Below are 20156 nucleotides of genomic sequence, written 5' to 3'. Positions count from 1 at the left end.
ACGCACCGGCGATCGAAGCCACGTCGAGGTCCACTGTGAGGAAGCGGCAACACTGCGGGGCTACCGTTACATCAACTGACCGACGCGGCGCAAGGCTTGTCGCATCACCGGCGAACGTACCAGAGCGACCAGGCTTCACCGAGATCCGCCCACTCCCCCTGGTGCATGAAGACCCAGGGGACAGTGGAATCACCGGACCGCTGCGATCCCGCTGACCAACCCACTGGCCAACACGCCAAACGGATTGACTGCACGACATCGTCGCCCGTGGCATGCGCCGCACGATCGCGCCGACGCATGGCTCACGCTTCATCGACCCTTCGGAGAAACATCATCCGAACGTGAGGGGGCGGCCAGGGCGGCACTCAATTGTCTCCCCCTCCATCTCACCTACCGTTCCTCAGGCTACTGCTTCAAGGACCTAGTTGCATGTCTGCGTGCCGGCGGGAACCGTTGGTGCGCCTCCCGCAAAGCGGCTGGACAAATACTGCAATGCGCTTGGTGCGCCGGCTACCAGATAGCTGATGTGATCGCCACCGACCGGATCACGATAGTAGTTGACGTGTGCACCCGCTGCGCACCAATTGCTGACCATCGCATCCGCACCCGCAATCGGGATCAGCTCGTCGGTCTGCGAGTGATAGACAAACATATTGATTGTCGGGGTCTCACCGGAACTCGGTAGCGAGATCAGCGGACCGACAGCGGTCACCGTGGGGTTATTGAGCGGATCGGGGATAGTCGTGTAATCAGCAAAATGGCCCGTCGGAGCAAGCGAGCCGTCCGACGTGTCCCCCACACAACCGTTGGCCAGTGAAGTGAACGCACTCTGGCCTCTCGCGTTGAGTACTGGCGTCAGGAACTGTGGATAGGCACGATTGACGCCTTCTGCCGCGGACAAGATGAGTGAAAAGAAGGCAGCGCTGATGGCCGGGTTGGTATCGACATTGCGCAGGACGCCGAGGACATCTGCGGGCGTCCCGCCCGAGGCAGCGCCAACGATATTCAGCTCTGGCGCATAGCGGGGCTGCAAGGACGCTGCCCAGGAAGTTGCAATGGCGCCGCCCGAGTAGCCCCACATCCCAACCGGCGTGTGCACATCGAGTCCGAGCGGAGCAAATTGTTCAGCCGCACGGATGCTGTCGAGCGTAATCTGCCCGGCGAGCCGGCCGGCCGCATACGACGAGCTGGGTCCCTCGTGGTCCGGATAGACCAGCGTCCAGCCCATCGTGTTCAAGCCTACGAGCGGAAGTGAGCTCTCTGCCTGGCTATTGCGGTCGCCGGTGAAGCCTGTCGTTGTATGCGACGGCGCGCACTGATTGCCAAGCGCATCCTCCGCATACTGGTACGCAACCAGCGGAGCGACGCCAGGCGCTGGGGATTGCGGCTTGACCACCGTGGCTACTGCCGCAATCGGACGTCCGTCCGTATCGCTCGACATGAACTGCAATTGCCACGCAGCGTTCGGCAACGGGGTACCCGCCACGGGCGCAAACGTCACGGAGCGCGACTTGAGGATCGTGCCTGGTGGTACGTTGGGCAGCGGGTTGGGCTGTTGGTAAAACGGATCGTTATCGGGCGCGGGGGGAAACGGCACCGTCACCGCGAGCGGTGTTGCTGTCTGTGCGCCATCACTCCCTCCGCCTCCACAAGCGCCAAGGCACCCGATCAGGGTTGCAGCAACGACGCGCACAAGCGTCCAGACTGCGCGGCTCTTGCGTGAAGAGTTGGTCGTTACAGGATGCATGCCTTCGCCTCTATCTCTTGGCCGCCGCAGTGTGCGTTCGCCGCCTTCGTTTCTTCCGGGTAAGTCTCGACTTGTACAGCCGAGTAAATTCTCTTGAAATACCCCGCACGATTTCATCGTGATCGTGCGCCAGTCTAGGAATCAAACGCGGGCGTACCACTATCCCAACCCAGCCAATTGAATGACTTGAACATGCCAACCCTGACCGTGACCCGGGGCAGCTCGTCCGCCTGGCTCAAGGGCGTGACCAACATGTTTGCGTCCGAAGGACTGGACGTTTCGCGCCTACTCGCGGATGTCGGCATTGATAAGGACCTGCTCGGCAGGCCCGACGCACGATTCGGTGCTGACCAGATCACGCGTCTATGGGATGTGGCCGTGGAGTGCTCGGGCAATCCCGTGCTGGGTCTGGACCGGCAACTGGCGGCCAGGCATGTCGACCTCGATGTGGTGGGCTATGCGATGCTCGCCAGCTCCGATCTGCGCACAAGCCTGCAGACGTTGGCCCTATACATGGCGGTGATTTCCAACGCCGCCACATTCGAACTTGCGCCGGAGGGGCGGCACTGTTGGCTGGTGCTCGGGCACGTCGGCAACACGCTGCGGGTTCCGCGCCAGCGGCAGGAATACGGACTGCTGTCGATCCTTGCCTGGTGCGAGTGGTTGACACGCCAAACCATCCACCCACTGTGCGCGGAGTTCGTGGCAGGTGACCCAGCCAACATCGCTCCGTATCAGCGCGCGTTTGGCTGTCCGCTGCGCTTCGGACAGCCCCGCACCAGACTGCTGCTGGCGCAACAGGACCTGGACAGAGCCCTCCCCTCGCACAACCCATCCTTGCTGGACGTGCATGGGCGCCTCATGCAAGAGCGCTGCGCTGACCTGGGCGCCCTTAGCGTGCGCAGCCGGGTCACCAGCGAAATTCAACGCCGGCTGCACCTGGGCGAGCCGCGCCGTGAAGACATCGCGGCTGGCCTTGCCCTGACCGACCGCACGCTGCAAAGACGCCTGCAGGCAGAGCGCACGTCGTTTCAACAGCTACTCGATGAAGCACGCCGAGAGCTGGCACATAAGCACCTCGCCGACCAACGGCACAGCCTGGCAGAAGTTGCCGACTTGCTGGGCTTCGTGGATCAAAGCAACTTCTTTCGCGCGTGCCGCCGATGGTTCGGCTTGCCGCCCGGACAATACCGCCAAAGATCGGCGCATGCGACCGAGGGCATGCGATGAGCCTGTCCTCGCGACCCAATGATGACGCCAGCCGATGCGCTGTCCGCGAGAGAGGGGCAACGTAGTGGTTCGCCCTGCCCTGCCCCAGGGGTATCGATGTAAAGCCCATCCGCCCTGCATACTCTTCCCGCTCGCTTGCGCCTCGAGTGAACCAGTATCGATCGACAAAGCGGCGATCGGCTTGCGCGGGAATGCCGATGAATCCCGAGGCGCGCGCCGAGATGACAAGCGCAAAAGATAAGCAGCCGTTTCATCCGCATGGAATGGTTCGCGCGCCTCGCATGCAGATGTACGTGGCGCTCACCCCAGCACCATCGAACTGTCATTGGCCAAGCTGTGCGCTCGGATGCAAACACGCCGGGCTTGCGCTGGCGCCAAGGGATCTCATCGAATTCCCATCTCGTAGCGAGCCGAGCGAAGCCATGAAGCACATATACCTGGACGATCTCGATCAAACACCATTCTCGATTGGAGTGACAGCATGAAGGATTCAAGCAGTGCCGCGGCCAAGACCAAGATCGTCGTGGGAGCGGCAACCCAGGTTGCATTGACAGCCGGACTGGTCGCCGCGACGGCAAGTCGGGCGCCGCAGGCTGGGTCGTATGTGACGGTCATCGCGATCGTCCAGGCAGCGCTGGTGATCGGCTACGCGTGGTGGATCGCGAGCCGCTTTGTGACACCGGTAGATCGGTTGGTTGCCATCGCCAAAGACATTGCGTCGGGTAACTTGCGGGACATTCGTTGGGAGGCAGAAAAAGGCAGTCTCTCAGCGCTCAGTGCCGAACTGCAGGGAATTGCCGACACGCTCTTCCAGATCGTTTTGCGCGTTCGCTCCGGCACGGCTGCCGTCGCAACAACATCGAGCTTCATCTCGGCCGACAGCAATGCTTTGCTGCAGAGTACGACCACCCAATCGGGCGCGCTCGAGTCGACAGCGTCGACAATGGAGCAACTGACTGCGACGGTTCAACTGAATGCCGCCAACGCGGAGCAAGCCTACCAGCTCTCGACGCATGCTTCGAACGCCGCGAAGAATGGCGGCGAAGCGGCTGACCGCGTGGTCAAGACGATGAGCACGATCATGGAAAGCTCGAAGCGCATTGTCGAGATCATCTCCGTAATCGACGGCATCGCCTTCCAGACCAATATCCTGGCGCTGAACGCCGCTGTCGAAGCTGCGCGTGCCGGGGAACATGGCCGTGGCTTTGCCGTGGTGGCGGCCGAGGTGCGTTCGCTCGCGCAACGCGCGTCAACAGCGGCCAAGGAGATCAAGCTCCTGATCGAAGACTCCGTGAGCCGCATCCACGAAGGCAACGTCCAGGTCATGGAAGCTGGCGGCGTCATCCAGGGCATCGTGAACAACACGCAGAATCTGATGAACCTGATGGCGGACATCTCTTCCGCCAGCAAGGAGCAAAGCGATGGGATCGTAGCTGTGAATGAAGCCATGACCCAGATCGACTCGATGACGCAGAAGAACACCACGCTCGCAGGGGATTCCACCAAAACCGCAGTCAGCCTGATCGAGCAAGCCCAGCATCTCTCACTCGCTGTTGCCGCGATCAAGCTCGGCGCCGGCGAATTCGGCACCCGCGACGAGGCGGTACAGATGGTGAAGGAGGCCGTCAACTTCGCGCGTGAACATGGTGCGGACGCGCTGGTGGAAGAAGTGGGCAAACTGAACAAAAGCCGCTTCGTGGACCGAGACCTGTATTGCAGTCTCTACGACGTCGAATGCAAATGCCTCGCAAACGGAGCCAACCCGCGATACGTCGGCATCAACGGCAACACGTTCAAGGATTCGGACGGCAGGTTCTTCGTCAAGGAGATCGTCGCGAAAGCCGCCAAAGATGGAAGCGGCTGGGTCGATTACAAGCATCCGCATCCGGTCACACGCGAGTCGCAGCCAAAGACGACGTACTTCGAGCGGATCGGCAACATCGTTGTCTCGTGCGGCTTCTATCGCCAGTGATGATGACGCTCTGCCGCGGGCGCGGCGCGCCGTCATGACTGCGGACACCACGCTCACGCACCTGGTGTTCCAGGTGGATTGCCACCCTGGCTCGCAAAGACAGCAAGCAGCACGATCACGCACCGTGTCCCGGCGTATCGCGTGGCATCGCGCGCAAGCAGATTGGCTGGGAAGCGCAACGCGTTGACGTCGATCAGGTCGCCGGCGCGCCCATTCCTGCGCAGGGTTGTTCGGCATGCCCCAAGCGCGCGCCATTCCTGACGCTCGCAACAAAAATAATGACAAGAGGAGACGCACATGGATCGCAGACAATTCATACGGAGTTCAGCCGTGCTCGGGGGTGCCACGCTGCTAGCGCCGCTCGCCCGCGCAACCGAACCTGGTGTACACCCCGACAAAATCGTCTTCGGGCAATCGGTAGGCTTCGAGAGCATCTGGGGAGACGGCTACCACAACTACACCAACGGACTGCTCGCTTGCTTTAACCATATCAATGCGCAAGGCGGCGTTCACGGGCGCAAGCTGGAGCTGCGGCATCTGGAAGACAACTACATCCCGGAAAAGACGGCCGCAAACGTCAATGCGTTTCTACACGAGGACGTCTTCGGACTTGCCTGCTTGGGCGGCACCGGCAACACGGTTGCTGCATTGCCCCTCATCGAGCAGCACCGCCTACCGACCGTGGGCACGCTGACTGGCGCCCCTGCAGTGCGTAAGGCAAGCGCCCCGCTCTTCCACACACGCGCAACCTATAGCGACGAAGTGTCCAGGATGGTGCAGCACGCAACCACGATCGGGCTGAAGCGTATCGCGGTGGTTCACCTGGACAACGCGTTCGGCGCCGCATGCGCACAATCGGCCCAGGAGGCAGCGCAAAAGTTTGGCGCCCAGATCGTCTCAATCATTCCGCATAGCGTGCAAGGCGACGACATCGACGCTGTGGTGCAGAAGATCAACGAGGCCAAACCCCACACGACACTGCTGTTCACCTCGCCGCAGTCGGTGGCGAACATGCTGCTGCGCTATCACGCGAAGTACGGCCCCCTGCCACTGCCACAGCCCTGGATTCTTTCAGTCACGACGGCCAAGATCGTCTTCGAAAAAGCCGGGCCGCTCTCGCATGGCGTGGCGATCACGCAAGTGGTGCCAGGCCCCAACGAGCGCTCGGTGCCGCTGGTGCAGGAGTTCCGTGAGATCAATGACAACTACGGCGTCAAGACCAACCAGACCTACGAGGCGATCGAAGGTTTCCTGACCGCCAAGGTCATCGTGGAGGGGCTGCGCGCATGCGGAGCCAACCCGACGCGCGAAAGCTTCATCAATTGCCTCGAGGCGTTCGGCACGCGGGATTTTGGCGGCGTACGCGTGCACTACGACCACGCCAACCATGGTGGCCTTGACTACACCGCCGTCGCGATGATCGGCGTGAACGGGCGCATCGTCAGCTAAAGCGACAAAAGGCGATCACGGGGTACGGATGGCACATGCACGGCGGGTCGCCCTGTGGCAGACGCTCCGCTCTGTTTTGTGGGGGATTTTCTGGCGGCGGACGGCAGCCCCTTCGCTTCGCCAACATCAGAGGCCCAAGCATGCGTTGCCTGGGCCTTTTTGTTTTACAGGCCGGCCAGTCTGAAGCGATCGATGTCGCCGCGAGGACAACAACATCCATGCCGCCCTCGTCATGGCACTCTCCATCACCTCCTGGCGCACGCCGGCCCGTCCCCAGTGTTTCAATGCAACGTAGCGTTGCCCTGCGTCACATACGCCGCAACTGCATCGCCGCCTGTCTGCAATGTCTGCATCACCGTCGCGCGGATCGACTCCGCCTTCATCTGCAGGCGCAGCGCGATGTCGGCGCCGCGGCTTGCAGCCACGTGTTCGATGAAAGCCATGCGGGCGCGCTCGTTCAGCGTGGCGACGTGCGCGGCTTCAGACCACACCCGCCAGGCAGCAGGTTGACCGGCGAATTGCTGGCGGCGGCGCAGCAGGTCCGAATCGATGGCAGCCGCGATTTCGACGTCCTGGATGGTGCGGTTCATGGTGGCCTCTTCTGTCTGTGGTCTGTGCGTGGCGCCCTGTCCCGGGCGTGTCTAGACGGTTCCATGCAACGTCCATGCCAATCCGAGTGCGCGCATTTTTCCCGCTGCGCCGCCGGTCCGGGAAACGCCCGCCACCTGTTTGAAACGCAAGCGGGGCGTGGCTTTCCGGAGACCGCCCCCACATCGGTGGGGTGCGTTTCTTTTGCCTCAGAAGCGCGGCGTTACGATCGCTCGTTACCTCGCACGTTACGTAACACCGGCGATGCTTCGCGCCAAAGACACGCGCACAAGGCCGACGCCATGCGGTCCTTGCGCTGTAGATCGACGGGCACAGTTGCTGCTTGCTGTCCCTGCCCAAGCCTGCTGACGCAGGGTCGGTCGTGACACCCACCCGTCTCTGCGTCGGTCCTTTCGCTTGCTCGGCTTCCTGATCGGAAGCGATCTGCCGCGTGCCGCCCCCTCGGCATGCCGGCCCCCCCACAGAACAGAAACGACAGTACAGAGGAGACACCCCATGCAGATGGGTACCCTACGCGCGCGGCCAGTTCGCCGGCTGATCTTGCCGCTGCTGTGCGCCGCGCTTGCGTTGTCCGGTTGCGGCGGCGATGGCGCTTCAAGCGTCGCCACACAAAACACGGCACCGGCCGATTCAAACGCCACGTCAACGTCGGCCGTGCCTGGCGCGGCCAACTGGACCACGCTCGGCACACGGGCCACACTCGCGCAGCCAGGCACGTCGATCACCAGCAATGCCGGGGCCAGATGGGTCGATTACAACCCGCCGATGCAATATGCCGGCGTCGCACGACAACCGACCCAGTACGTCACGATGCCCGACGGCACCAAGCTCGCCGCTTATGTGACATTGCCAGCCGACGCCGCTGGCAACCCGGCGGCCGGCCCCTTTCCGACGGTGCTCGTGCAAACGTCGTACAACGGCGGCAACGCGCAGTACGAAGCCTCGATCGGTGCCGCACTGGGTGCGGCGGATCCATACATCGTCCAGCATGGTTACGCCACCGTCGTCGTTGACGTGCGCGGCACGGGCCAATCGCAAGGCTCATGGGATGCGTTTGGCGCCGATGAACAAAGCGACTACGGCCATGTCGTCGACTGGGTCATGCAGCAGCCGTGGAGCAACGGCGCCATCGGCCTGTACGGCGTGTCGTACCTCGGCATCACAACGGTGATCACGGCGGCGCAAAACCACCCGGCGGTCAAGGCGGCGTTTCCCATCGTGCCCATTGGCGACGGCTACCGCGACATCGTCTTCACCGGAGGCCAGACCAATCTCACGTTCATTCCGGCCTGGTTTGGGCTGGTCTCCGTGCTGAGCCTGACCGACCCGACGCTGGTGACCGACCCCGCGATCGGTCTACCGACGGTCCTGCAGCACCTCGTGTCTGCGGTCACGACCTTCCAGTTGCCAACCATGCTGCAAGCGCTGGTCGGCACAACGGCCACGGCTTACGACGGCGCATTCTGGGCCACGCGCTCGCCGCTGGAGACCGACGGCAAGATCCAGGTGCCGACCTTTGTGGTGGGCGGTCTGCATGACCTCTTCCAACGCAGCGAGCCGCTCACCTACGAGACCATCAAGACACAGGCCCCCGCCAAGCTCCTGATCGGTCCGTGGACGCACTTGCAGGCGGCGATCGGCAGCGGGCTGCCGGCCGACGACGTGCCACCGCTCAACCACATCGAGTTGCAATGGTTCGATCAGTATGTCAAAGGCATGGCCGCCGGTGCCGACGCATTGCCCAACGTCACGCAGTACATGACAGGCTATGGCCACTACGCCACGGCGACCGACTGGCCCCATCCGCAGGTGCAAGCGCTGCCCTTGTTCCTGCGCGGCGACAGATCCCTGTCCGCCACGGCGCCGGCTGCTGACGAGGCCTTCAACCTGGTGCCGCAGGTGCCGCTGAACGGGGCGTGCTCGATCAGCCTGTCGCAGTGGACCGCGGGCCTGACCGGCTTCATCCCGCTGCCTTGCCAGACGGATGACACCCTCGCCGAGGCAGCGGACGTGAAGTTCGAGACGCCTCCCATGCAGACGGACATGGTCATCAACGGACCGATCGAGGCCGATGTGTGGATCTCCACCACGGCGCTCGATGCTGGCGTATCGGTGCGCATCGATGACGTGGACGCCGCCGGCAACGTCACGCCGCTCACCGATGGCCTTCAGACCGCCTCGCTGCGCGCGGTGGATGCCAGCCGCTCGCGCACCATGAACGGCCTGATGATCCAGCCGTGGCATCCGTTCACGCCAAGCTCCGCACAACCGCTGATGCCGGGTCAGCCTGTTCTGGTGCCAGTGGAGGTGTTTCCGAGTAGCGCCCTCATCGCGAGCGGCCACAAGCTGCGGGTGGCAGTGGGCGCAAGCAACCTGCCGCAAGGCGTGCCACCGCTGCCAACGTTGCTGAACTCGCTCGCTGGCGTGCTGACCATCTACAGCGATGCGGCCCATCCGTCGAAGGTCGTACTGCCGGTCGTACCCGCATCCGTTCTGCAGTAACTGCGCTCCATCCGTCCGAAGAAGCCCGCCTGCATGGCGGGCTTTCTCTCATCAGTTCGACCGATAGCGGAAATCGCTAATCGAATGCATCCGGCTCGCTTCAAAGCGGCATTGGAAGCGCCGTCTGGTTTATTCAAATTAGCGATGCGCCTCGCCCGAGGTGATATTAGCGAAATCCATCACACTATCCGGAATTCCACGAAGGCTGACACCCCACAGCCCAATAGCCGCAAGCCACGGCGACCGTCAACAGAACTCAAAATAGTTAAGTAGAAACCTGAACAAAATGGTTATTCAGGATTTGATCTGCCCGCCGATACAACCCTATAGCGCGCCTCAAGCAACCAATGGGCTTTTGCCGGCGCTTCCATAACGAATCCGCTTCGACGTCAGCTACAACGGCAGCAACACGGTGGCAGGTTTGCCGACCGCGCACTCGACGCAGGCCAGCCATGCCGATCACGACCGCACCATTCTTGTAGACCGGAGGACGCTGTGAACCTTACCCAGGTGACCATCAAGTCCAAGCTGACCGCAGGTTTTGGCGTACTGGCCGCCATTGTCGTCGTGGTATCAGGCATGTCATTGCGGGCGCTTTCCGAGTCCACAGAAGGCTTTTCAAATTTCGTACACGGCATCAACGCACGCGCCGATGCGGCCAACGCCGTGCGAACGGCGGTTGATCGGCGTGCCATTGCTGCACGCAACCTTGTACTGGTGGTCACGCCGGAGGATCTGGAGCTGGAAAAAGCCGAGGTGTCACGCGCCCATGAGGACGTCAAGGCGCGGCTCAAACTCCTGAACGACCTGGTGACCAACACCAAGGACGCCAACGATCGCGCGCGTGCGCTGGTCGCTGACATTGACAGCGTGGAAATGCGCTATGGACCGGTAGCGACCGACATCGTGGCGCTGGCGCTCGCCGGCAAGCACGAAGACGCTATCCGAAAGATGGACAACGAGTGCCGTCCGCTGCTGGCTGCGCTCATCAAGGCCACCGGCGCCTACGCCACCTACACGCACGAGCGTCAGGAGCAGCTCGTGCAAGCCTACGAAGCGCAGTACCGCATGCAGCGCAATATCCTGATCGGCCTGTCGATTGGCGCCGTGTTGCTCGCGGTGATCGCGGGCATGGTGATCACCCGTTCGATCACGCGGCCCATCCGCACGGCCGTGGATGTTGCCAAGACCGTGGCCCGCGGCGACCTGAGCAGCCGCATTGAAGTCCACGGCAAAGACGAGACGAGTTTCCTGCTCTCGGCCCTGCGTGACATGAACGGCCGACTCACGGAGATCGTCGACAAGGTGCGCGTGGGCAGTACCAGCGTGGCCGGAGCCGCCAAGCAGATCGCGGCGGGCAATGCAGACCTGAGCCAGCGTACGGAAGCGCAAGCGTCATCGCTGCAGCAGACCGCAGCCAGCATGGAAGAACTCACCTCCACGGTCAAACAGAACGCCGACAACGCTCAACACGCGACGGCGCTGGCGGCGACAGCGTCTGAGGTGGCGCATCAGGGCAGCACGGTTGTCGGCCAGGTCGTGGCAACCATGCAGGACATCAGCGATCGCTCGAGCAAGATTGCCGACATCACCGGCATCATCGAGGGCATTGCCTTCCAGACCAACATCCTCGCACTGAATGCCGCGGTCGAGGCTGCGCGTGCCGGTGAACAGGGCCGCGGCTTTGCAGTGGTAGCCAGCGAAGTCCGCAGCCTCGCGCAGCGCTCTTCGACGGCGGCCAAGGAAATCAAGGAGCTGATCGCCTCGTCGGTGGAGCGCATCCACGATGGCTCCACGCTGGCGGGCGAAGCCGGTCACACCATGTCGGAAGTCACGCAGGCCGTGGCGCGCGTCACGCACATCATGGAAGAGATTGCGGCGGCCTCGATCGAGCAGAAACGCGGCATCGAACAGGTCAACCAGGCCATCTCGCAAATGGATGAAGTGACGCAACGCAACGCGGCATTGGTGGAAGAAGCGGCCGCGGCGTCGCAATCACTGCAGGATCAGGGGCAGGAACTCAACGCGGCGGTGGCGTTTTTCCGCATTTAGGCGCGGTGCGGAACCGCCTGATGCCCGACTTCTGACGCCATGCCCCCTCGCCTTCCTGGCATCCGCGCCTGCCAGATCGCGGCCCTTGTGAGCGCCTGGCCGGACCCACGCGGCCCGATACAAGGGCGCGCATCAGAACGGCCGCCGCCTACAGAGGATCGCGGATATAGCCGACCAGCTTATCGATGACCGGCCGGTTCGGCCGGGTCAGCAGGCTGACGACGATGGCCACGGCAAACCCTGCCGGCACGCCGAAGGCGCCGGAGGCAATCGGGTCGACGCCAAACCATGGCTGGCCCAGCACGCCCGTCATGCGCGTGAAGAATGGATAGTTGGCGATGATGTAGTACACGCTCACGGCCAGCCCCGTCAGCATGCCTGCGATGGCCCCGGCGCGGTTGGTGCGTTTCCAGAACACCCCCAGCACCAGCACCGGAAAGAAGCACGACGCTGCCAGGGAGAACGCCGCGCCGACCAGGAAGAGGATGTTGCCCGGTTTGAGCGAGGTCACATACGCCGCAAGCAGCGCCACGCCCAGCAGCACCACCTTGGCCCCCGTCACGCGCCGCTGGTGGCTGGCAGTGTTGTCGATCATGTGGAAATACACGTCGTGTGACAGCGCATTGGCAATGGTCAGCAGCAGGCCGTCGGCGGTTGACAGCGCCGCCGCCAGCGCCCCTGCGGCGATCAGCCCCGACACCACATAGGGCAGGCCCGCGATCTCGGGGGCGGCCAGCACAATCATGTCGGGCTGCATCATCACTTCCGCCCACTGCACGATGCCGTCGCCGTTGATGTCGTGCAGTGCGAAAACGGGCGGGTCCACCTTGCGCCACGGCACGATCCACTGCGGCAGATCGGCAAACGGCGCGCCCACCAGGTGCTGCAGCAGGTCCAGCTTGACCAGTGCCGCCAGAGCGGGAGCCGACACATAGAGCAGCACGACGAAGAACAGCGTCCAACTCACCGAGTTGCGCGTCTCCCGCACGGACGGCGTGGTGTGAAAGCGCGTGAGGATATGCGGCAGGCTGGCCGTGCCCACCATCAGGCAAAAGACGAGCAATACGAAGTTCAGCCGCTCGGTGCCGCGCTCCGCTTCGGATTTCGACGGAAACGGCTCGGCGGACGGGGGCTCCATGCGGCTGCGCGCGAGCGCATCCTCGCGCTGCTGGTTCCACATGAACGCAGCGGTGTTGGCATCGGGCGGAAACTCCTCGCGTGCACGTTCGAGCGCCTTGATCTCGCGCAGCGGTGCGTTGCGCTCGCGGGCGAGCGTCAATCGGGTATTCAACGCCTCGCGCGCATCCACAAAAGACTGCGGCAAGCCTGCAATGCGGTCCTGAAGCGCCTGTGCCTCGTTCAGGAAGTGGTCGCGCACGCCCTGCTCCGCCGGGTCATGTGCAATGCGCTGCTCCTCCTTCTCGATCTGACGCAGCAGGTGTCCGGTCGAGAACTGCGGCAGCGGATCGTGATACCGATGCCAGCCGATCAGCCCGACCACGCCCAGAAACGACACGATCATGATGATGTACTGCGCCACCTGGGTCCAGGTGACGGCGCGCATGCCGCCCAGGAACGAGCACACCAGAATCCCGGCCAGCCCGAAGAACACCCCCACCGAAAACTCCACGCCGATGAAGCGTGTGACCACCAGTCCCACGCCCTGGATCTGCGCGACGAGGTAGACGAAGGAACAGAGCGTGGCGCCGAGCACGGCAATGCCGCGCACGACGGAGCTGCCGCCGCGCTCGCCGTTGCCGTAGCGCGTGGCGAGAAAATCCGGCACCGTGTAGCCGCCGAATTTGCGCAGGTAAGGCGCGAGCAGGAAGGCGACGAGGCAGTAGCCACCCGTCCAGCCCATCACGTAAGCCAGGCCTTCATAACCCGAAGCGAACACGATGCCCGACAGGCCGATGAACGAGGCGGCGCTCATCCAGTCGGCGGCGGTGGCCATGCCGTTGAAGAACGCGGGTACCCTGCGCCCGGCCACGTAGTACTCGGTCAGGTCTGCGGTGCGGCAGATCAGGCCGATGCACGCATAGATGGCGATGGTGACAAAGAGGAACACATAGCCGAGCCACACCCCGGGCCCGCGCACGCGCTCGATCGCGCCCATCATCGCGATGAAGAGCAGCAGCCCCGCGGTATAGAGCCCGTAATACAGAAACAGCCGCTTGCGAAAGCGGCTGTCTTGCTGTGGATCGGCGGCCAAGATGGCGACCAGCGTTAGCGGGTTTCCTTCAACTGGTCGAGGATGGCCGGGTTCTCCAGCGTGGACGTGTCCTGCGTGATGTCCTCGTCCTTGGCCAGCGAGCGCAACAGGCGACGCATGATCTTGCCCGAGCGCGTCTTGGGCAGGTTGTCGCCAAAGCGGATGTCCTTCGGCTTGGCAATCGGACCGATTTCCTTGCCGACCCAGTTGCGCAGGTCCGCCGCGATCTGCTTGGCCTCGTCACCTTCAGGACGCGAGCGCTTGAGCACCACGAACGCGCAGATGGCTTCGCCCGTCATGTCGTCGGGGCGGCCGACCACGGCAGCCTCGGCGACGATCGGGTTGGCTACCAGCGCCGACTCGATCTCCATCGTGCCCATGCGGTGGCCCGACACGTTGAGCACGTCGTCGATGCGGCCCATGATGGTGAAGTAGCCGGTGTCCTTGTCGCGGATCGAGCCATCGCCCGCGAGATACAGCTTGCCGCCCAGCTCTTCCGGGAAGTAGCTCTTCTTGAAGCGCTCCGGGTCGCCCCAGATCGTGCGGATCATCGACGGCCACGGGCGCTTGACGACCAGGATGCCGCCCTGCCCGTTCGGCACATCCTGGCCGGTTTCATCGACGATGGCGGCCATGATGCCCGGCAGCGGCAGCGTGCACGAGCCCGGCACCAGCGGCGTGGCGCCTGGCAGCGGCGTGATCATGTGACCGCCGGTTTCGGTTTGCCAGAACGTATCGACGATGGGGCAACGGCCGCCACCGACGTTCGTGTGGTACCACATCCAGGCTTCAGGATTGATCGGCTCGCCCACGGTGCCGAGCAGGCGCAGGCTCGACAGGTCGTACTGCTTCGGGTGGATCTTCTCGTCGGCTTCGGCGGCCTTGATGAGCGAGCGGATCGCCGTGGGCGCCGTGTAAAACGTATTGACCTTATGGCGGGCGATCATCTCCCAGAAGCGCCCGGCGTTCGGGTACGTCGGCACGCCCTCGAACACAACCTGCGTGGCGCCTGCAGCCAGCGGGCCGTAGCTGATGTAGGTATGGCCCGTCACCCAGCCGATGTCGGCCGTGCACCAGAAAACGTCGTCCGGCTTCAGGTCGAAGGTCCACTGCATGGTCAGCAGCGCCCACAGCAGGTAGCCGCCGGTGCTGTGCTGCACGCCCTTCGGCTTGCCCGTCGAGCCCGAGGTGTAGAGGATGAACAGCGGATGTTCCGCGCCCACCGGGGTCACTTCGCACGTGTCGGGCTGGCCGCCCTCGACCTCGTCCATTGCGCGATCGCGGCCTTCCACCCAGTTCACGTTGCCGTTGGTGCGGCGATAGACGATGACGTGCTTGACAGCCTCCGTGCCTTCCATGGCGAGTGCTTCATCGGCGATGGCCTTGAGCGGCAACGCCTTGCCGCCGCGCATCTGCTCATCGGCGGTGATCAGCGCCACGGCGCCCACGTCGACAATGCGCTCCTGCAGCGATTTGGCCGAGAACCCGCCGAATACCACGGAATGTGTGGCGCCGATGCGCGCACACGCCTGCATGGCGACGATGCCTTCGATCGACATCGGCATGTAGATGACCACGCGGTCGCCCTTCTTGATGCCCAGGGCCTTCAGGCCGTTGGCGAAGCGGCAGACGCGCGCATGCAGTTCGCGGTAGGTGACGCGCGACACCTTGCCATCGTCCGTCTCGAAAATGATCGCGACCTTGTCGGCGTTGCCGTTTTCCAGGTTGCGTTCGAGGCAGTTGTACGAGGCGTTGAGTTCGCCGTCTTCAAACCACTTGTAGAACGGTGCGTTGGATTCATCCAGCACCTTGCTGAAGGGCTTGTGCCACAGCAGATGCTCGTGCGCCAAGCGTGCCCAGAAGCCTTCGTAGTCGTGTTCGGCTTCGGCGCACAGGGCGCGGTAGGCGTCCATGCCGGCGATGTTTGCCTGTTTGACAAAGGACGCGGGCGGGTCAAACACGCGCGTTTCCTGCAGGACAGATTCAATGCCAGCCATGATGTCTCCTGATAGCGATGTCTGTGATCGTTTTGCGGCGAATCTAAGCGGCTGACCTGACTCCAGCCTTACGCACTCTGACGCCTCAAACCGACGCGAAGGGCATTACTATAATGCGACAGCCCATCCAGGGGCGCGCATCGCACTGCAACATGATCGGCCTCAGAGCCGCACCCCGCGCCGCTTTCCATTCCATTCGTCATCGTGCCCATCCACGCCCTCTTCCTGATTGCTGCCATGGCACTGGTCGGCAGCAATGTCGGCTTCGGCAAGTCCATCGTCGCCGTCATGCCGGTGATGCTGTTTGCACTCCTGCGCTTTCTGATCGCCATCGTCTGCATGGCACCCTGGTACAAACCTTCGCGCATGCGCAAGGTGACGCGCGGCGAGTGGAAGAACCTCTTCCTGCAGGCGTTCTTCGGCACGTTCGGTTTTACGCTGCTGATGCTCAACGGCGTGCGGCTGACATCAGCGCTGGCCGCTGGCATCATCACCAGCACGATTCCGGCCGCCGTAGCGCTGCTGTCGTGGCTCGTGCTGCGCGAGAAGCCATCGGGACGGACACTGGTATCTGTCGTGCTGGCGGTGGCAGGCGTGGCATTGCTCAATGCCTATCGCGGCGGCGAATCGTCAGCGGGGGCACCCGGGGATGCTTCGGAGGCGTTGCTCGGCAATGCGCTCGTGATGGGCGCCGTGCTGTGTGAGTCGATCTACGTGATCCTGTCACGGCGCCTGACACAAACCCTTCCCGCCATCGAGATCTGCGCGTACACGCACCTGATCGGCGCACTGCTGATGCTGCCGCTGGGCCTCGTGCCCCTCCTGACGTTCGATGTGGCGAGCGTGCCGCTCTCCATCTGGGCGCTGGTGGTCTGGTATGCCCTCGCGGCCAGCATCTTTTCGTTCTGGCTGTGGATGAAAGGCATCCGCCATGTGCCGGCGCATCTTGCGGGCGTCTTCACCTCCGTGCTGCCGATTGCGGCCGCCACCTACGGCATCGTCGCGCTGGGCGAGACGCCGGGCTGGCCGCACGGCGTGGCACTGGCGTGTGTGGTCGCGGGCATCCTGGTCGCAAGCTGGCCTGCACGCCCCCGGCACCCGGTGCGCCCTCGGCGCGTGGCGGACCCATTGGATCCGCTTGATCCGTCTCTCGATCGGGAATAACGCGATTGCCGCAGGCGCTGCCCCGTAAGCGAATTCGCAAACCGGGATCGATACAATCGCGCCCTTTTACCCGCCCCATTCCACATGAAGTCGCCCATCGCTCCGCTGCGGCCCATTCCCCGGCTGATTTTCTTTTCCCGCTGGCTTCAACTGCCGCTGTACCTCGGCTTGATCATTGCGCAGGCGGCCTACGTGTACCTGTTCGTGATCGAGGTCTGGCATCTGGTCTCGCATGTGACAGAACTCGACGAAACCAAGATCATGCTGGCCGTGCTCGGCCTGATCGATGTCGTGATGATCTCCAACCTGCTGATCATGGTGATCATCGGCGGGTACGACATCTTCGTGTCCAAGCTCGGCATCGAGGGCCATGAGGACGAGCCCGAGTGGCTGGACCACGTCAACGCGGGCGTGCTGAAGGTGAAGCTGTCGATGGCGCTGATCAGCATCTCGTCGATCCACCTGCTCAAGACGTTCATCGACGCGGCCCAGAAGGACACGCACACGATCCTGTGGCAGGTGCTCATCCACGTGGCATTCCTTGTGTCTGCGCTGGTGATGGCGTGGGTGGATCGCATCGTTTCGCACGCGCATCCGCACGGCGAGGCTGCCGACGCACATTGACGCTGCGCCCTTGTTGGCGCGGCGATTCCGACGAACGCGATCGGACAATCCGCGCCCGACATTGGGTGTATGATCTCAGGCTGTTCTGAGCCTGCGGCGCCCGCCGTCCAGGCCACAGGCGGGGAGTGAAGGTCACCGACCGCTGCCCTGCCGCACCGGCTTTTCATTCCTATACGTTGGTCCCCCACCATGACCGTCATTCGTCAAGAAGACCTCATCCAGAGCGTCGCCGACGCCCTGCAGTACATCAGCTACTACCACCCGATGGACTACATCACTGCTCTGGGCCGCGCCTATGAGCAGGAGCAGAGCCCGGCCGCCAAGGATGCCATCGCGCAGATCCTGACCAACAGCCGCATGTGCGCTGAAGGCAAGCGCCCGATCTGCCAGGACACCGGCATCGTCACCGTGTTCCTGAAGGTGGGCATGAACGTGCGCTGGGATGGCGCCACGATGAGCCTGGAAGACATGGTCAACGAAGGCGTGCGCCGCGCGTACAACGACGTCGACAACAAGTTGCGCGCGAGCGTGCTGGCCGATCCGGCCGGCAAGCGCACCAACACGAAGGACAACACCCCGGCCGTGATCAACATGTCGATCGTGCCGGGCGACACGGTGGACGTGATCGTCGCGGCCAAGGGCGGCGGCTCGGAAGCCAAGTCGAAGTTCGTGATGCTGAATCCGTCCGACTCCATCGTCGACTGGGTGCTCAAGACCGTGCCGACGATGGGCGCCGGCTGGTGCCCACCGGGCATGCTGGGCATCGGCATTGGCGGCACGGCCGAAAAGGCCATGCTGCTGGCCAAGGAAGCCCTGATGGAGCCGATCGACATTCAAGACCTGATCGCCCGCGGCCCGAGCAACCGTGCAGAAGAACTGCGCATCGAGCTGTACGAAAAGGTCAACGCGCTGGGCATTGGCGCGCAAGGCCTGGGCGGCCTGGCCACCGTGCTCGACGTGAAGATCCTGGACTACCCGACCCACGCGGCCAACCTGCCCGTGGCGATGATCCCGAACTGCGCCGCCACGCGCCACGCACACTTCACGCTGGACGGCAGCGGCGTTGCCAAGCTGGAAGCGCCGGACCTGTCGCAATGGCCGAAGGTCGAGTGGGCACCGAACACCGAGACCTCCAAGCGCGTCGACCTGAACACGCTCACGCCGGAAGAAGTTGCCTCGTGGAAGCCGGGCCAGACGCTGCTGCTCAACGGCAAGATGCTGACCGGTCGCGACGCCGCACACAAGCGCATCGCCGACATGCTGGCCAAGGGCGAGAAGCTGCCGATCGACTTCACCAACCGCGTGATCTACTACGTCGGCCCGGTCGACCCGGTGCGCGATGAAGTTGTCGGCCCGGCAGGCCCGACCACGGCCACGCGCATGGACAAGTTCACCGAGACGATGCTCGCCCAGACGGGTCTGATCGCCATGGTGGGCAAGGCCGAGCGCGGCCCGGTCGCCATCGAATCCATCAAGAAGCACAAGTCGGCTTACCTGATGGCCGTGGGCGGTGCCGCTTACCTGGTGTCGAAGGCCATCCGTGGTTCCAAGGTGCTGGCATTCGAAGACCTGGGCATGGAAGCCATCTACGAGTTCGACGTGAAGGACATGCCCGTGACCGTCGCCGTCGATAGCTCGGGCACGTCGGTCCACAAGACCGGCCCGGCGGAATGGCAGGCGAAGATCGGCAAGATTCCGGTCGCAGCAGGCTGATCCGTTCACTCATATTCAATATGACGACACGCGCGCAGGCACCGGTCGGGGTCTTTGATTCCGGCCTCGGAGGGCTCTCCGTCCTGCGCGCGATTCGCGCCGAACTGCCGGCCGAATCGCTTCTCTATCTGGCGGATTCCCGCCATGCCCCGTACGGGGAAAAATCTCCCGAATACATTGCCCATCGCACGCTGCGCGTGTGCGAATGGCTGGTCGACCAGGGCTGCAAGGCGTTGGTGATCGCGTGCAACACCGCCACGGCGCAAGCCGTGCACGTGCTACGCGAAAAACTCGCGGTGCCGGTGATTGGCGTCGAGCCGGGCTTGAAGCCAGCGGTTGCCACATCGAAGAGTCGTGTGGTCGGCGTGCTCGCGACCGAAAGCACGCTGCGCAGCGAAAAATTTGCACGCCTGCTGGCGGCTGCCTCGGGCGATTGCAAAGTGCTAAGCCAACCCGGCTACGGGCTCGTCCCCCTGATCGAACGTGGCGATACCCACTCGCCTGCGGTGCTGGAGCTGCTGCGGGCGTATCTGCAACCGATGCTGGACGCAAACGCCGACACGTTGGTGCTCGGCTGCACGCACTACCCGTTTCTGGAAGACGCCATCCGCGAGATCGCGGGCGATCGTCTGACGTTGATCGACACCGGCCACGCCGTCGCGCGCCATCTGGGCCGCACGCTCGCGGCGGCGGGATTGCAGGCAGCGGGCCCAGCCGCATCGCCCCGCTTCATGAGCACCGGCGACGTGCTTCCGCTGCAAGCCATGGTGGCTGCATTGCTCGGAGAGGCACCGATGGCACAGCGTGTCGACATCGGCGATGCGCCCCTGAGCCCGGCCGTGGCATCGCTCGCTTCTCAACCGGAATAACGCCGCTCAGATACAA

14 protein-coding genes are annotated in these 20156 nt (G+C 63.4%); 10 read left to right on the top strand and 4 right to left on the bottom strand.

The window, feature by feature from the left end:
• Positions 1–421 precede the first annotated feature (421 nt).
• Positions 422–1597, bottom strand: coding sequence for a lipase family protein (locus R2N03_RS03965; RefSeq protein WP_316655415.1), 1176 nt, complete (start codon positions 1595–1597; stop codon positions 422–424).
• Positions 1598–1939: 342 nt separating this feature from the next.
• Here R2N03_RS03965 and R2N03_RS03960 point away from each other — a divergent pair, with 342 nt between their 5' ends.
• From R2N03_RS03960 to R2N03_RS03945, 4 genes are all read left to right on the top strand, one after another.
• Entirely contained in the window at positions 1940–2977 is a 1038-nt protein-coding gene (locus R2N03_RS03960) for an AraC family transcriptional regulator (RefSeq protein WP_316655413.1), read from the top strand.
• A 191-nt stretch (positions 2978–3168) separates the two neighbouring features.
• Entirely contained in the window at positions 3169–3462 is a 294-nt protein-coding gene (locus R2N03_RS03955) for a hypothetical protein (protein WP_316655411.1), read from the top strand.
• Complete coding sequence (locus R2N03_RS03950) at positions 3459–4949, top strand: methyl-accepting chemotaxis protein (protein ID WP_316655409.1); 1491 nt, start codon at positions 3459–3461, stop codon at positions 4947–4949. Before R2N03_RS03955 ends, R2N03_RS03950 begins: the two co-directional genes overlap by 4 nt.
• Positions 4950–5246: 297 nt before the next feature.
• Positions 5247–6398, top strand: a complete 1152-nt coding sequence (locus R2N03_RS03945) for an ABC transporter substrate-binding protein (RefSeq protein WP_316655407.1) — start codon at positions 5247–5249, stop codon at positions 6396–6398.
• 281 nt (positions 6399–6679) lie between these two features.
• Here the strand turns inward: R2N03_RS03945 and R2N03_RS03940 are convergent, their stop codons facing one another.
• Positions 6680–6988: a DUF7696 family protein gene (locus R2N03_RS03940; RefSeq protein WP_316655405.1), complete on the bottom strand. Its 309-nt coding sequence runs from the start codon at positions 6986–6988 to the stop codon at positions 6680–6682.
• 514 nt (positions 6989–7502) lie between these two features.
• Here R2N03_RS03940 and R2N03_RS03935 point away from each other — a divergent pair.
• Both R2N03_RS03935 and R2N03_RS03930 read left to right on the top strand, forming a co-directional pair.
• The gene (locus R2N03_RS03935; RefSeq protein WP_316655403.1) at positions 7503–9509 is read left to right on the top strand and encodes a CocE/NonD family hydrolase; all 2007 of its coding nucleotides are present in this window, start codon (positions 7503–7505) and stop codon (positions 9507–9509) included.
• A gap of 510 nt (positions 9510–10019) precedes the next feature.
• Positions 10020–11561: a methyl-accepting chemotaxis protein gene (locus R2N03_RS03930; RefSeq protein ID WP_316656566.1), complete on the top strand. Its 1542-nt coding sequence runs from the start codon at positions 10020–10022 to the stop codon at positions 11559–11561.
• A 148-nt stretch (positions 11562–11709) separates the two neighbouring features.
• Here the strand turns inward: R2N03_RS03930 and R2N03_RS03925 are convergent, their stop codons facing one another.
• Both R2N03_RS03925 and acs read right to left on the bottom strand, forming a co-directional pair.
• Entirely contained in the window at positions 11710–13773 is a 2064-nt protein-coding gene (locus R2N03_RS03925; protein ID WP_316655401.1) for a sodium:solute symporter family protein, read from the bottom strand.
• A gap of 14 nt (positions 13774–13787) precedes the next feature.
• Positions 13788–15770: an acetate--CoA ligase gene (acs, locus tag R2N03_RS03920; protein ID WP_316655399.1), complete on the bottom strand. Its 1983-nt coding sequence runs from the start codon at positions 15768–15770 to the stop codon at positions 13788–13790.
• A 204-nt stretch (positions 15771–15974) separates the two neighbouring features.
• On the opposite strand from acs, the gene R2N03_RS03915 reads away from it, so the two are divergent.
• The 4 genes from R2N03_RS03915 to murI all read left to right on the top strand — a co-directional run bounded on the left by R2N03_RS03915 (position 15975) and on the right by murI (position 20140).
• Entirely contained in the window at positions 15975–16934 is a 960-nt protein-coding gene (locus R2N03_RS03915; RefSeq protein ID WP_316655397.1) for a DMT family transporter, read from the top strand.
• Between the two features lie 84 nt (positions 16935–17018).
• Complete coding sequence (locus tag R2N03_RS03910) at positions 17019–17558, top strand: TIGR00645 family protein (protein WP_316655395.1); 540 nt, start codon at positions 17019–17021, stop codon at positions 17556–17558.
• 189 nt (positions 17559–17747) lie between these two features.
• Positions 17748–19271 carry a fumarate hydratase gene (locus R2N03_RS03905; RefSeq protein ID WP_004634356.1) on the top strand — a complete coding sequence of 508 codons (1524 nt, stop codon included), beginning with the start codon at positions 17748–17750 and terminating at the stop codon, positions 19269–19271.
• A 20-nt stretch (positions 19272–19291) separates the two neighbouring features.
• Positions 19292–20140 (top strand): glutamate racemase, encoded by an 849-nt coding sequence (gene murI, locus R2N03_RS03900; RefSeq protein WP_316655384.1) that lies wholly within the window; start codon positions 19292–19294, stop codon positions 20138–20140.
• Positions 20141–20156: the final 16 nt, after the last annotated feature.

The sequence above is a fragment of the Ralstonia condita genome (assembly GCF_958405655.1).
GTDB lineage: Bacteria > Pseudomonadota > Gammaproteobacteria > Burkholderiales > Burkholderiaceae > Ralstonia > Ralstonia condita.
The sequence above is the reverse complement of the archived record's forward strand: the minus strand, read 5'-3'. Positions and strand labels throughout refer to the sequence as shown.